Genomic DNA, 15,108 nt, shown 5'->3' on the forward strand with positions numbered 1-15,108 from the left:
CATTTTAGTGAATTAAAAGCATATTGTCTCAAATACGTTGTATTTGTAGTAAGATTGCTAGTAGTTTTGTAGATCCTTAATTTTTGTAATGCTATATGATTGGATATTCTTAATTTTCATTCTAGTAAAGCTAGTTTAATATAACATATCAAAGCATGTGTATAGTTATTGATAAAGGGTATGCTTTTTTTGAGCGCTTAAGTTATCTTTTCGTTAATAAAATAACATTAATATTTTTAAATACACACTTATAGGTATACCAATATGGAAAGCATAAAAAAAACTTCGTCAAATGATGAAATATCAAAAAGTGATAAGACTAAGAAAAGTGTAACGAGGAAAAGGAATACCTATAATACATCTACCCAGCGTACAACAGCTAAGGCTAATAAATCTGTTGCAGATGATAAATCACAAGATATCAAAGAGAACATAGAATCAATAAATCTTAAGAGTATAGAATCTAATGATGAAGTAATATATGATACAAAACTCAATAATGAAACATCTGAAACAAAACAGCATGGTTTTCTAAAAGACTTATGGTACTCTCTTAGAGAATATTTTTCATAATCATACTCGGAATGTATAAACAATTGTTTATAAGTAGTTCTAATAAATTCTTATTTTGTATGTAGTATAAATATTGTTACAACTAATAAAGCTTACGTGAGATAAATTTGCATCTTATTAAGTAATAATGCTTGTTGACATTAGATGTATTTTATGGTGAAATACGTAACTGTAGTTATCTATTTTACATAAGTATTTATCAGTGAGCATATCAAAAGGCAAAAGAAATAAGAACTATATCTTATTAATTATGTTAGTAGCGTTAGTAGTTATCTTATTTTTTACGTCAATGATAAGGGTAAAGTTCTAGAGTAGGTTAGTAAGGGTTTCATGTATACGGGGTACAAGAGCATTAATTCTTTTATTGATCTAGATTTGCACACGTATGAAGAGTTGAGAAAAATTTTGGATTATGGGTCTCTAATAAAAAAACATCCTGATAAGTATAATAAGCATCTATCGAATAAAAATGTCGCATTAATATTTATGCAGCCTTCCACTCGTACCAGAATATCATTTGAAGTGGGAGTAAATCAATTGGGAGGAAGTGCTATCGTACTTGATTGGCAGAATTCTCAATTAACAAGAGGTGAATCTATTTACGATACAGCTAAAGTTCTTTCCCGATATGTCAACTTAGTTGTAATTAGAATACTTGATCATAGTTCTTTGCTTGAATTTAGAAAGCATAGTAGTGTTCCAATAATTAATAGTTTAACTCAGTACAGTCATCCATGTCAGGTATTAGCTGATATTATGACTTATGAAGAGAAAATAGGTTCTATAGAACATGCTACTGTTAGTTGGATTGGTGATTTTAATAACATGTTAGTATCATGGATACATGCTGCAACAATGTTAAATTTCAAGTTAAATGTATCAACTTTAGAACATTCAAAAGATCTTGAATTATTACTTGAATCGGCTAAGAAGCAAGGAGCAAATATAGTATACGATAGAAATCCAAATAATATTATTCAAGATGCTAATGTGATTACTACAGATTCTTGGGTTTCAATGGGTGATAAAAATAACATAAAATCTGAGTTTTTTAATTATCAGGTAAATGCTACTCTTCTTAAAAATGCAAGACCTGACTATATGTTTTTACATTGTTTACCTGCACATAGAGGAGAAGAAGTAACATCTGAAATAATAGATGGGCCAAATTCTTATATATTTGATGAAGCAGAAAACAGGTTGCATATTCAGAAATCAATTATGTTGTGGTGCTTGAATTTATTATAAACTATATAATTTTTGTAAGCTCTTTGAGCTTCTTATGAATGTATGTATTTCTTGATTGATTATAAAATATTTTTTAAGATAGCACTTATGAAGTGTTTTTTACAGATAATATGCTAATATAGCCCATATAATCTTTGCAAAAGCTATAATTATAAGGATTAGTTAATTCTCGTAAGAAATTTAAGTTCCTATGGTGTATTTGTTATTAGTTAAGTGGTAGTTTTAACTTACTATTCAAATGTTTCTGTGGCAAATTATGGATATTGTTATTTTTTGTAAATAAATAGGCTTATTATTTGATATGGTGTATTGTATACAACTTATTTATACGTATATCTAATGATTTACTAGTAATATTTATTATATTTCTTAATTAAAATCATGATTTAAACTTATCATGATAATATAACTGGTAAGAATAATTATAAGTCTTTAAAATATTTCTAAAAGAAAAGGTTATGGGTATTTTTGTTTTTTATAATTGTGTACTCTATGGTTTGTATAATATATATTAAATGATTATACAATGTATACAGTTGATAATTCTATCAGGCTATAGATCTAGTATTGATAGTGGGTTTAATCCTTTTAGATAAGTTTTTATGTCTTTAAGATCCAACATACATATTTTGATATTGTATAATAATGTGGTTAAGTTTGACTATTTACGTCTATAGTATTTTGATTTTATTGTTGAGTAAGTGATTGCATAAATGATATGTTAAAACACTATGTGTAAAAAGTTGTTATTTTTTTACATAGTATTGTATATTGTAAGGTTATTAGATTCAAATGTTTCAAATATAAAAGTTATATTTACTATAATGTTAACCTTGGAGAAGAGAGTACTTCTTGCAGAACAAAAGAATATAAGTATACAATCCAATATTATAATAGAAGGGAGCAGTTATTAAATGTTATGTACATATGGATCTTATATACAGAACTTACGTTTAATAAACTTCCGAAACTACTTAAATATTGAGCTAGATACTTCTGGTAAATCAGTTGTATTACTTGGAAAAAATGGAGCAGGGAAAACTAATATCTTAGAAGCTATTTCATTGTTGTCTAAAGGGACAGGCATTAGAGGAGTAAATATGGAAAGTATGCAGAATAGCTCATCAGACTTACCGTGGAGTATTTCATACCATATACATAACCAAAATAGTATTTATCCAATTGTTATTGCAAAAGGGAATAACAAACGTTCTATATTGATTAGCAATAAGAGCCATAATTATATTACTTTACACAAAATTATCAGTGTTGTATGGCTAATTCCACAGCTAGATCATATTTTTTTAAAATCACAAAGCGAACGACTTAAATTTTTTGATAGAGTGGTACATATTTTTGATACAAACTATACTTCATATATTATAAAATATAATAAAGCAAAACAAGACCGAAATAAGCTGTTACGTAGTAATTCTGTAGATAATTTTTGGTTATCCAGCCTAGAAAGTATTATGGCAGAGAATGGAATAAAGATTGCACAGATACGTTTGAATGTTGTTCAGATACTACAAAATGTCTTATCTAAAAATAATTTATCTAATTCTTTTTTTAAGGCGGTTATAGAAATAAAAAGCCAAGTGTTTCCTTTACTGGATAATGAAAATTCTATTGAGAATTATAAAGAAAACTTGCAAAAAAGCAGAGCTAGGGATTCATCAACTAATTTGGTTAATTTTGGTGTTCACAACGACAATGTACAAATATTTCATTTAGAGAAGAATCTAATAGCTAGTTGTTGTTCAACAGGAGAACAAAAAATTTTATTATTGTCATTAGTTTTATCATCCGTATTAGCCAAGCAAGATACTGGGGAATATCCAATACTGTTATTGGATGATATAATGTCTCATTTGGATGTATATCATCAAGAAAAATTATTAGAAACTATAGTAAGTATAAAATGTCAGGTGTGGATCACGGATATTGACCTAAAACAACAGAATTTTACAAAATATAAAGAGCATTTCAAGTTTTTTCATGTTGGAGATAACAACATTAATTCTATATATTAAGTTCTTAGATAAATCATTAGTATATACTGTTAATTAAATAAGTGATGTTTTGTAGTGACATTTATATATTTCTGATAAAGCTAATACTGATGTTATACACTGTTAATAAGTGTTTTCATTGATTAATAATATACTTAATTAGTAATACTCTTATCTATGATTAGGTGTTTATCAATATGTGATACTCAGGGTGATAGTATAATTGTTTGTAATTACTGGTTTTAGATAAATTTATTAACTGATTATTTTGAAGTGTAAGTGTGGTTATAACCTGTCAATACTAGTATAATTTATTATAGCATTCTTTCTTAATATTACTAATGATCAGCAGTGTTATATTGAATATAGGTCTAAAAAGTCATTGTTTAAAATCTACAAAGCTTTTTGTATTTTTCCTTATAAAGGGGGTATCTAATGATTAGTTACTGATAATATTATTATGTGCTACTGCAATATATATTTAAAATAACTGGTTCATAAATTAATTAAAAAGTGACTAACTATATATGAAGGCAATCTAATATGGTCAGCATATCGATGGGTAGAAAGATTGTTATTTATGTGGAGCCTACAAAGTATTAAAGCAATCCCTGATTTGTTTTAGATCTTCCCAGGCAATACGTTTTTGCATAGGTTGTCGTAATAAGTATGATGGATGAAATATAATACCTGTGGTAATGCTATGCTGTAAAAATCTATTATTGTACATATGAAACCTACCTCTGAGCTTAGATATAGGATTTTTAGAGTCAAGTATAGCATAACATGCAGTACTTCCAACTAATACCAGCATTTTAGGCATAACTAAGGCAATATGTTTTTCTACAAAAGGCCTACATACTGCTATTTCAAAATCAGTTGGTCTGCGATTTCCAGGAGGCCTCCAAAATACACTGTTACTAATATATACGGTATTTCTATTGAATCCTATTGCTTCTAACATTTTATTTAATAACATACCGCTAGTGCCACAAAATGGTATTCCGTGTATGTCTTCATTTGCTCCTGGTGCTTCTCCTATTAACATCATTTTTGCATTAGGATTACCATCAGAAAATACGGTATTGGTTGCTAAGTTTTTAATATCACATCCGTCAAAATATTCTATGGCGCTTCTCAGTTCTTCCAAAGTGCTGCACTGTTCAGCAGCACTTTGTGCTTTCAGTAGGTAATAAGCTTCAGCATCTTCTTTTAGACTGCTTCTTTCCATGTTGTATTCTTCCACATCATTATTTCCACCCTTTAAGTTTAAGTATGTATCTTGATTTGATATACTCACTTGATTTTCAGTTTCTAGTATACAATCTACCCCGTTTTCATAAAAAAACTTTAGTGCTTCAAGTAAATCTGAATCTGACACATTTTACCGCTGCTTTTAATTAATTAATTAATTAATAGGCTGTCTCTTTCTAATTTTCTCTACTATAAGATCACGCTTAAACTTAGATAGATATTTCAAAAAGACTATCCCGTTTAAATGGTCAAGCTCATGTTCGAGACATCTGGCAAGCCAGCCTTGAGCTTTTATTATACACTTATTCCCATTATAGTCTAGATACTGCATTGTAACATATTTAGGACGCATTACATATTCTAGACAATCTGGCACAGATAAGCATCCTTCTTGCATTTTTACTTTTTCTTGAGACATGTCCACAATTTTTGGATTAATCATGCAATATGGTCCACCATGTGATTTATAACCATCGGTTTTTATTGTTTCATGATCTTTGTAATCTACTGGTACATCAGCAACAAAAATTCGTTTGTGGATTCCAACTTGTACGGCAGCTAATCCTATTCCGTTATTGGTGTGCATAACTTCAAACATATCATCAACTAATTTCTTAATCTCTTGAGTTACTTCTGTAACTTCTTCAGAGCATAGTGATAATCTGTGATCAGGAATGGTAACAAGTGATAGAGTAGACATTCGATCCCCCGAAATTAAAAACTATTTGTTATTTTGTAATATTAACATATATATAAGGCATTAATATATAACGACTGTAGCAATGTTATTTTACATACTATCACTATTTTTCGCAATACTGTATACAATAACGGTTTTTCCGTTTTGCTTAATATTGCCAATGTCGTTAAAGATAAAATATTCAGTATATGGAATTAAAGTTATACTGTTTATTCAGGAAATTACCAATGGGATAAGTTACGAAATACGTGGTTATGAACATTTACCTAAGGACTCACCCTATATTGTTGCATCTGAACATCAGTCTCCTTTAGAGACTCTTATACTCTTTACTATATTTAAAGATCCTGCATATATTCTAAAAAGAGAATTAATGTATTTTCCAATTTTTGGTATTTATTTTATACTACTTAAGATGATATTTATTGATCGTAATAACGGAGTTCAGGCTCTAAAACATATACTAGCTTTAACAGCATCGCACGTTAAAGCAGGGAGAACAGTAATTATTTTTCCTCAAGGATCTAGAGTGGTACCTGGAACAAAGATTTCTATTAAACCTGGTATTACAGCTATATATAACAAGCTTTCAATACCTGTTGTTCCAATAGCAGTTAATACAGGCCTATTTTGGCCTGCTAATATTTTAGCTTTCAAGAAGACTCCTGGTAAAGCTATAATACAAATATTACCACCGATTTATCCTGGTTTGACAAAGCAAGAATTTACAAATGAGCTAGAAACAAGAATGTCAATAGCAAGTAAATCTCTAATGAAGGAAGCGTTAGAATGTAGTAGTTCTAAATAATGATGTATATGGTATATATAGTACTATCTTTATTAGTATTACTTAGTGTAAACTTATATTATACGAAACAACTACATAGTTTACTATTTAAGAGTATGTTTATTATGGTTATTTTCTTAAAATAATATATCTGGTCTTGTTTCACATAAGCTTATATGAAAAGTATTAGAAAATTTTATTTAATAAGCTAGTACCTTGCTAACATCTTGTGCTATTAGGTAAAACGTTATTTTTTTGAATTGATAATGTTTATATAGCATCATTATTATTTTGTTGTAATAGTATTTATGTATTTGTTTAATACGGACTTTAAATAAATATCAAACTTATATATTTATAATGTTCTGCTGTGACTGGTAAAAAACTACTATAGTTCGGTAATAACAAGCACCACTATTTATTGTTAAATCTATTTATTAGTGATATTTTTTGTATCATGTTGTGCTTGTATTAAGTATATAAAGTACAATAATCTTGTTTTATTTTTAAGGTAAAAATTTATGTGTTTAGTTAGGTAATGTTGTATTTGTTGATACTCATTTTATCGTAAATTCCTAACTATATAAAAAAATAGTGATATAAATATTATATCTTCTATAAAACTAAATAATTTTTTGTTTTAAGTAAATGTTATATTTGTTTATATTGGGGTAATAAATTGTCTGTTATATAGAAAGCCTAATTTGTCATTAGGTTAAGGTTGGTTCTTTTATTATTGTTATAGTATTTAGTTGTTCTATATTGAAAAATATGGGAAATTTAATAGAATTCAAAATATATATTTATTATTAATATACTAAGTTAAAAGATAATTCTAGGTAACAAAAATGGTAGAAATATCTGGTTCTATCTTATCAGCAGATTTTGCCAATTTAGGTAAATCAGTAGAAATGCTTACAGTAGCTGGTGTTGATTATATTCATGTAGATGTAATGGATGGTAGTTTTGTTTCTAATATAACTATAGGTCCAGTTGTTATATCTGCGATTAGACAATATACGAAAATACCATTTGATGTACATTTAATGATTAATGCTTCTAGTAATTATATTGAAAACTTTGTTGATGCTGGGGCAGATATTATTACTATTCATGCAGAATCTGAAGTGCATTTAGATGGTGTGATCAAAAAAATTAAAGCTTACGGTAAGAGTGCTGGGATATCTCTTGTGCCGACATCTCATCATAATATTTTGGAGTATATCATATGTGATCTTGATCTTGTATTAGTAATGACAGTAAACCCTGGTTTTGGAGGGCAGCGGTTTATTACCTCTCAATTGAATAAAATTTCGTCCATTCGTAATATTATACAAAAATATTCCTTAAATACTAAGATAGCGGTAGATGGTGGTGTTAATATTGAAAATGCTAAAGATATAATTGACGCAGGAGCTGATATTTTGGTAATTGGTTCTGCTCTTTTTAAATCAAATAATATGTCAGAATATATTAAGCAGCTAAAGTCTTTGTAGAGTTATAATAAATATCAAGTATATCCTATCAGTGTATCGTAATAATAGATTTTATTATGTATGGTATGAGATATTTAGTTTTATTATGCATATAAAGGAAATTTTTAATGTATATTTAGTAATATGTTGCCAATTGGTACACTAAGTTTTATTATAGTTTTTTCAAAAGTGTCAAATTTACTAAAGCATTGAATTATATTAAGTATATTACATTGTGATGTTGTTTTGTATAGTAAAAAATGATCTACTGTTCTTAATAAGATTTGTATTATTAAGTAAAGTCTAAAAAATAGCTATACAGGTAAATTTCAGGATAGATGATGAGTAGTTTAAATTTTGGACTATTACTTTTTGTGTATATAGTTAACTATAATTGTTATGGTATAGTATTTAATTGATAATTAAAAATACGAAGATTTATGTATTTTGTTGTATGAAATTTAAATAAATTCAAAAGGTAATTTAATAAAAGTTGTGATGTCGTATTAATTGAATATTGGTATGTTAAAGATAAGATGGTTATTGAGTAGTAAGGATATTAATGTAATAGCATAATAATATACTATAAGTTATTTTGTAAATTCAATACTAGTTTTATTATATGGAATTAATTTGAATTATTATTTTTCATTACATGATGTTGCTAAATTAATATACTGATGATTTGATAGTTATTATAATGTAATAACAATTACAGGTTTTTTTGGTAGTGTAATAGTTTTTAAAGAATGTGAAACTTATCTAAAATTGCTATTTTGCTACATAATATCATTAAATACTTATTGATAATCTCGTTATTAATAATGCATGAAAATTTTAAAAGCTTGATAAATCCTGAGAAATTTTAAATTTTGTACTTATATATAGAATAAGATGATAGTCCTATACTTGTATAAAATGTATTTGATTATTTTTATAAATGTATCTAAAAAAACAGGTTTGTTTAGTGTATTGATAATGTTACATGTTATAGTTTATATATTTCATGTTTAAAAATTTTACTTATTTAGATGGTAGTATTGAGTTAGTTTATTAATGTTGGAGATTTTATAAAATGTTAAATTTTTTATATTAACATGTGGTTATGATGTCTATCGTAAAATAATGAAATATTTTTTAAAGTTCTAATGAACTTGGAATTTTTGTTAAGAATTATATGGAATTAATGTGACTATAATTCTAGTATAAAGATATTATATTTGGTTTTAAGATTATAATTATTAAAAAATTGTTGAAAAAATACTATATGTTTATAGTATTTATTGAAGTTTTAAAATATAGTTTTGGCTTTTATCATATATTAATGAATTTTAATGTTTATTATAATAACAAATATTTTATACATAGATAATATGTTTTTAGGCTAGAAACTTTATTATTTAAATAGAATGAATATTTTAATACATTAACTCTATTAATTATTATAAATTGGTTGTAGGTCAAGTTATGTTTATTGTATTAATAGGTGTTTAAATTGGTTATGTTTAATTTAGTGTAAGGTTTATTTTGTATTAGTAATTAAAAGAATTTGGTATAGTATGTGGTTTCTACCTTTATATAATAAGTTATGTTGGTTATTTCAAAGTATTGGTAAATATGCAATTGTTTTGGTATTTAACATTGGAGATGCTTTTATCTTTTTTATAAGGTTTGTTTATCATTGTTTGTGTCCTCCTTATTACTATTGTGTTATATGGAAACAGTTTATAGAAATATTCTTTTTTTCCTTACCTATTGTAGGTGTAACAGCTATATTTACTGGTGCGGTTTTAATCTTGCAAAATGCGTTAATAATTAATACTAATGTGTCTAATGATTTTATTGCTGGTGTAGTGGTAGTTGCTATTGTTAGAGAATTAGGGCCAGTGTTAATTGGTCTTATTATTGCGGGAAGAGTAGGAGCATCTATAGCTGCTGAAATAGGAACGATGCGCATTACTGAACAAATTGACGCCTTATTTACTTTAAACACTAATCCATTTAAATATTTAGTAGTACCTCGTGTTATTGCTGCAATGATTAGCATGCCTATATTAATTTTATGTGCTGATTTAATTGGTTCTTATGGTGGTTATATAGTTGGTTCATTTCAGTTGGGATGTACTCCAGAAATATATATTAGGGGAGTAATGAAATTTTTACATACTAGAGATGTTGTATTAGGATTAATTAAAGCTACTGTATTTGGTTTTATTATATCTTTTATGGGTTGCTATAATGGTTATTATTGTAGTGGAGGAGCTAGAGGTGTAGGGATAGCTACAACTTACGTTGTTGTAATATCATCTATGCTTATTATCTTCTTGAACTATATTGTTACTGTATTTTATTCGTAGTATTAATTTATGTATTGTATTTCTTTATCTGATTTGCATATAGCATTTCATGATCATAAAATTTTAAATGGAATAAATCTTAATGTTGCATATGGGGAATCACTAGTTATTTTGGGTGAATCAGGTAGTGGAAAATCTGTATTGACAAAGACAATTTTAGGGCTGATCAGTCCTGTATCTGGTAAAGTTATTGTTGATGGAATTGATGTTAAACATAATAAGAGTTTAAGTAAGAATTTTGGAGTATTATTTCAAAATTGTGCGTTGTTTGACAGTTTAACAGTATGTGAAAATATTACCTTTAATTTTCATTATAGATTTAATTGTAATAAGAATTCAGCAAGAGAAATTGCTGCTTCTGGGTTAAACTTAGTTGGTTTAAGTAATGATGTGCTTGATAGATACCCCATTGAACTATCAGGTGGTATGAAAAAAAGAATAGCACTAGCTCGTGCTATTGTTAGCGAGCCTAAAATTATAATACTTGATGAACCGACTTCAGGATTGGATCCTATTATGTCAGATATTGTGAATGACATAATTGTTAAATGTCATAAGAAATTTAAATTGACAATAATTACTATTACACATGATATTAGTAGTGCATTTAAAATTGCTAGCAAAATAGCTGTGTTATATGCAGGAAAAATTATTGTTTGCGAATCTGTACAAGAAATTAAGAATACAGATAACCAGTATGTAAGGAATTTTATACATCGTAATTATTAAGGTTAATACCTAGTTTCTAGATTATAATGATCGAATTTAATTTAATAGATTTATATAGCTAGAACAGTATTGTAAGTTGTAGATAAAGCTGTAATCTTTAATCAAGAAATATATTAATCTTAATTAAGAAAATAATAATTGCATATGAAAAATACTTTGGATAAATTAATAAAGGTATTAACATATAAAACTAATAACACATGAGAAATTTAATATAATGCTTATATTCTAAAATTTCTTAATGACATAGTGGTTTATTACTTTTTAGTAGAATTTTTATCCAAAAATGTGATACCTTTGATAGTAAGTGAAGTGTTGTGAAAGAGGTATTATATTCGTATACTCAATTTCTAGTGGTGAAATAAATAGTATTATAATTGGAAAAATTGTATTTTATAAGTCTGTCTAGAAAAAGACAGGTATGTAATGTGTAGTTGCTAATATTACATAGATCAGTTGTTTCTCACATTTTTAGTTAGAGTAATACTACTTCTGTAATTAAATTCTATCTTAGGGTTATTAACATGTTGATAGTGCGTAAGTCTATTTTGGAGAGATATACAAGGCCTTTATTGTTTAGTAAGATAGTAATGTGTGACGTGTCATTTCTTGAGACGATACGATCTTTGGAATGTAATGACATATTGTTAATGAAAGATTCTCTAGGTACGGTATTTTATTACTTGATAATGTCACTATATGATATGTCTGGAGTACATAGTGCTAATTCTCAGCGTGCTATGAAACAACAGCTAAGAAAATTACTATCAGATGCGATTCAATCACCTGTTAAAGAACAACCCACAAGTTTAGTACCTAAACCTCCTGAGGCTAGAGAAACTTTCGGTACGTTAAAATCTAAGTGTAAATCTGTTTCTAATAGATTATTTCAGGCTTTATTAGATGTAATAACTACTGAAGATCCTGCTCAAGAAATAACGAGCAATGAAGAATTGCAACAAAATCAAAAAGAAGACAGATCTAAAATGTTTGTAGCTGTAATACAAGCTATAGAAATATTGTTTAGCAAAATTAATACTGCTGTTAAGCAAGGAGAAGTATCTATTGAAACAGTTTCTGCATTTTTAGCATATTCTGATGAGCCTTGTGATCCTTTAACTCCTGATGCTATTAGTGCTTTAAGTAACTTATATTTTCTAATAGATGATCCAGAGCTTTGTAATCTGTCATATTTATTAGTTAAAACATTTTTACTAAATAGTGCTCAATATACTCTTGATAGTCACGATCGTACTGCTTTACATTATGCTGTTAATATACCAAACCAACTGGATCAGAAAAAATTTTTCACTGATATTATACAGAAAATTATGCAGATGTATCCTCTGATAATTTATAAGCTGGATAAATTTGGCAATAATGTTATGCATTATGTAACTTCTGCTCCATATATGAATACTCAGATTGCAAAGTATTTTTCTGAAAAATTTCCTATTATGAATACACACAAAAATGTGCATGGGGATCTTCCATTGCATGTTATGGTTTCTGTTAATTTTGTTTTTTTTGCAAAAGTGTTTTCATTTTTTAGTTTGGCCCGTGTAAATAATATGAAGCAATTAAGACATTGTTTAGATGGTCAAACTCTTTCTCGTATGAGAATGGGTGTTACATCTTTAAGAGAGAAAAATACTGAATTATCTGTTCAAAGTGATTATTATGTAAGAGAGTGTATTAAATATTTTCAATATTTATTGACTAGTGTACCTTTGTACTATGTGTTTCAAGTAAGAAATAGTGAAGGTTTAACAGTATATGAAATATTAAAAAATAATATTTCATATGTAGATCAGGGTAGGACTGATTTACTATTAAGGGATTTTGCACAAGTAAGTAAGAAACTTCCTGTATATGATAACAGGATTGATTTGCAACATCAAAGATGTGTTAAGCTATTTTTTTCTGGTGGTCATGATAGAATTGTAAGTAAAAAAACATTTGAAAGATCATTATATCTGTATACAAAGTATACATATGAATTGATTACTAAAAAATTCAATAAGGTGTCTCATCATAAGAAAGAGCGTAAAAATTTTATAAATATGAGTAACAAACAAATTAATATATCACTTATAAGTTTTGTGGCTGTGACATTTTTTATATTGGCAGGTGTGAATGAATTTATTGCTTGTATGTATAATAATATTTATAAAAGCGTAATATGTGGAGTTATTTCAATTAATGTTTTTGCGATAGTATGTATATTTTATATTGTATATAACAATTCTATTAATAATGATAATGCTAGATTAGCACAACAAGAGGCACAAGAGATTGAAGATATATTATTATCATGCGTAGATATTAAAGCAATAGCTATTGATAACCAAAGTGTTCGTAGTTAAGAGATATTTGCTTGAATGTTTATATATTGCTAGTGATAGGTGTTAGTTTTTAATAATATTGTTAGATTTCTGTTTGTTGTGAAAGTTTTATTAAATGAACTTGATAATTTTCCTGTGCTTGCACTTTCCTTTTAGTTGATGTTTTATTCCTTAATTTAATAGCTATGTTAAGTTTATTAGTAAGTTAGTGATGTTTTTGGTCTTTTTTACATTTATTATGGTAAAAATTTTATATTAGTTGTATTGGTATTTATTAAAAAATAATAGTGATTTTTTAGCAATGGTATCTGTTATTTGTGTTGATTAAATAACATAAAATTAGTTTTTATAGTACTTCTTGTTGTAATATTCTGCACTTACTGAAACATTAAATTTAAATTAATTGTTTTAGATGTGTATTACATAGTAATTTGAGTTTCTATTTATTATTATGTATCTGTTTTATGTATTGATTTACATGTAATATACTGAAAAATTAGAGATAAGGAATTTTAAGATTTTTTTATCAACCTATTAGTACACTGACTTGTGATTATTTGTATAATGCATAACTAGACTCTATGGTTTATATTTAGGTTGTGTTAATTAGGATATTGTTTAGTTAAAAATTTCTATATAAGATGGAATTAAGTAATTTATCTAATATTTGTTTGTAATCTGAATTTGCAAAAATATTTAAACTGGATTTTGCTTTGTCTATATATGTTGATGCTATGTTGAGTGCTTGTTCAATTGCAGAATGGGATTTTATATAAAACATTGCTTTATTTATATCTGGATTAGTAGATAGTTGAGTCCAAAATTTTTTTTCTTGATGATTTGCATTTTGATATGCGATAATGATTGGTAAAGTAATTTTACCTGTTAATAGATCGTTGCCTAATTTTTTTCCAAACTGTGTTTCTGATGCTGTGTAATCTAAAATATCATCTAAAATTTGGAATGATATACCCAAATTATAGCCAAATTGTTTTAATGCATGTATTTTTTCGTTATTTACTTCAGCTAGATTTGCAGCAGATTCACATGTTGCTTCAAAAAGAGATGCTGTTTTGGCAGAAATGATGTCTATATATTTTTCTTGTGATATGTTTATGTTATAACTAGCGACCATTTGTTCGACTTCTCCTATTATAATTGTGTTGGATGTTTTAGATAATATGGAGAGTATAGTAAGATTTTTACATTGTATGAGCCATTGAAAAGATACAGCAAGTAAGAAATCTCCAACTAGGATGCTTGCTTTATTGCCCCAAAGGAAATTGGATGTCTTTTCTCCTCTTCTTAATTCACTCTCATCTATCACATCATCATGTAACAGTGTTGCATTATGTATGAACTCAATAGCTGCGGCAATGTATACTTTGTCATTTTTATTGTAATTTAACATTTTGCATATAATAAAGAAAATTATAGGACGTATTCTTTTCCCTCCAGATTTGATTAGATGCTGTATAATTTCTGTAATTAAAGTAATATTTTTGTTATCTTGATATAAAATTAAATGTTCCATTTCATCTAAATCTTGTTGTATAAGAGATTTTAGTTCTGTTAGTGTTGTATAAAAATCATTTGCCATATAAGAACCATGTTGTTATTAAATTACT

At 27.1% G+C, this 15,108-nt stretch carries 11 protein-coding genes; 8 read left to right on the forward strand and 3 right to left on the reverse strand.

What is annotated here, in order from left to right:
* The first annotated feature begins 264 nt into the window (after positions 1-264).
* The 3 genes from ERUM_RS00275 (at position 265) to recF (ending at position 3,854) form a co-directional block, all read left to right on the forward strand.
* Positions 265-573: a hypothetical protein gene (locus ERUM_RS00275; protein WP_011154733.1), complete on the forward strand. Its 309-nt coding sequence runs from the start codon at positions 265-267 to the stop codon at positions 571-573.
* A gap of 330 nt (positions 574-903) precedes the next feature.
* A complete protein-coding gene (gene argF, locus ERUM_RS00280; protein ID WP_011154734.1) occupies positions 904-1,821 on the forward strand; it encodes an ornithine carbamoyltransferase in 918 nt (305 codons plus the stop codon).
* Positions 1,822-2,735: 914 nt separating this feature from the next.
* Complete coding sequence (gene recF / locus ERUM_RS00290) at positions 2,736-3,854, forward strand: DNA replication/repair protein RecF (protein ID WP_011154735.1); 1,119 nt, start codon at positions 2,736-2,738, stop codon at positions 3,852-3,854.
* A gap of 568 nt (positions 3,855-4,422) precedes the next feature.
* Here the strand turns inward: recF and ERUM_RS00295 are convergent.
* Positions 4,423-5,214 carry a uracil-DNA glycosylase gene (locus ERUM_RS00295; RefSeq protein WP_011154736.1) on the reverse strand — a complete coding sequence of 264 codons (792 nt, stop codon included), beginning with the start codon at positions 5,212-5,214 and terminating at the stop codon, positions 4,423-4,425.
* Positions 5,215-5,241: 27 nt separating this feature from the next.
* On the reverse strand, positions 5,242-5,787 hold the full coding sequence (gene def, locus ERUM_RS00300) for a peptide deformylase (protein WP_011154737.1): 546 nt from the start codon (positions 5,785-5,787) through the stop codon (positions 5,242-5,244).
* A gap of 160 nt (positions 5,788-5,947) precedes the next feature.
* On the opposite strand from def, the gene ERUM_RS00305 reads away from it, so the two are divergent.
* The 5 genes from ERUM_RS00305 (at position 5,948) to ERUM_RS00325 (ending at position 13,501) form a co-directional block, all read left to right on the forward strand.
* Positions 5,948-6,595: a lysophospholipid acyltransferase family protein gene (locus tag ERUM_RS00305; protein ID WP_231837224.1), complete on the forward strand. Its 648-nt coding sequence runs from the start codon at positions 5,948-5,950 to the stop codon at positions 6,593-6,595.
* 827 nt (positions 6,596-7,422) lie between these two features.
* The gene (rpe, locus tag ERUM_RS00310) at positions 7,423-8,070 is read left to right on the forward strand and encodes a ribulose-phosphate 3-epimerase (RefSeq protein WP_011154739.1); all 648 of its coding nucleotides are present in this window, start codon (positions 7,423-7,425) and stop codon (positions 8,068-8,070) included.
* Positions 8,071-9,608: 1,538 nt separating this feature from the next.
* On the forward strand, positions 9,609-10,406 hold the full coding sequence (locus ERUM_RS00315; RefSeq protein WP_011154740.1) for an MlaE family ABC transporter permease: 798 nt from the start codon (positions 9,609-9,611) through the stop codon (positions 10,404-10,406).
* Between the two features lie 9 nt (positions 10,407-10,415).
* Positions 10,416-11,135: an ATP-binding cassette domain-containing protein gene (locus tag ERUM_RS00320; protein ID WP_011154741.1), complete on the forward strand. Its 720-nt coding sequence runs from the start codon at positions 10,416-10,418 to the stop codon at positions 11,133-11,135.
* Between the two features lie 524 nt (positions 11,136-11,659).
* Complete coding sequence (locus tag ERUM_RS00325; protein WP_011154742.1) at positions 11,660-13,501, forward strand: hypothetical protein; 1,842 nt, start codon at positions 11,660-11,662, stop codon at positions 13,499-13,501.
* A gap of 601 nt (positions 13,502-14,102) precedes the next feature.
* Here the strand turns inward: ERUM_RS00325 and ERUM_RS00330 are convergent.
* Complete coding sequence (locus tag ERUM_RS00330; protein ID WP_011154743.1) at positions 14,103-15,080, reverse strand: polyprenyl synthetase family protein; 978 nt, start codon at positions 15,078-15,080, stop codon at positions 14,103-14,105.
* Positions 15,081-15,108: the final 28 nt, after the last annotated feature.

Origin of the sequence: Ehrlichia ruminantium str. Welgevonden (genome assembly GCF_000026005.1) — a bacterium.
Classification (GTDB): Bacteria; Pseudomonadota; Alphaproteobacteria; order Rickettsiales; family Anaplasmataceae; genus Ehrlichia; species Ehrlichia ruminantium.

Coding starts and splice junctions, on each gene's coding strand:
- ERUM_RS00325 (WP_011154742.1), top strand. CDS start 11,660: ATGTTGATAGTGCGTAAGTCTATTTTGGAGAGATATACAAGGCCTTTA.
- ERUM_RS00315 (WP_011154740.1), top strand. CDS start 9,609: ATGTGGTTTCTACCTTTATATAATAAGTTATGTTGGTTATTTCAAAGT.
- ERUM_RS00330 (WP_011154743.1), bottom strand. CDS start 15,080: ATGGCAAATGATTTTTATACAACACTAACAGAACTAAAATCTCTTATA.
- argF (WP_011154734.1), top strand. CDS start 904: ATGTATACGGGGTACAAGAGCATTAATTCTTTTATTGATCTAGATTTG.
- ERUM_RS00275 (WP_011154733.1), top strand. CDS start 265: ATGGAAAGCATAAAAAAAACTTCGTCAAATGATGAAATATCAAAAAGT.
- ERUM_RS00305 (WP_231837224.1), top strand. CDS start 5,948: ATGTCGTTAAAGATAAAATATTCAGTATATGGAATTAAAGTTATACTG.
- def (WP_011154737.1), bottom strand. CDS start 5,787: ATGTCTACTCTATCACTTGTTACCATTCCTGATCACAGATTATCACTA.
- ERUM_RS00320 (WP_011154741.1), top strand. CDS start 10,416: ATGTATTGTATTTCTTTATCTGATTTGCATATAGCATTTCATGATCAT.
- recF (WP_011154735.1), top strand. CDS start 2,736: ATGTTATGTACATATGGATCTTATATACAGAACTTACGTTTAATAAAC.
- rpe (WP_011154739.1), top strand. CDS start 7,423: ATGGTAGAAATATCTGGTTCTATCTTATCAGCAGATTTTGCCAATTTA.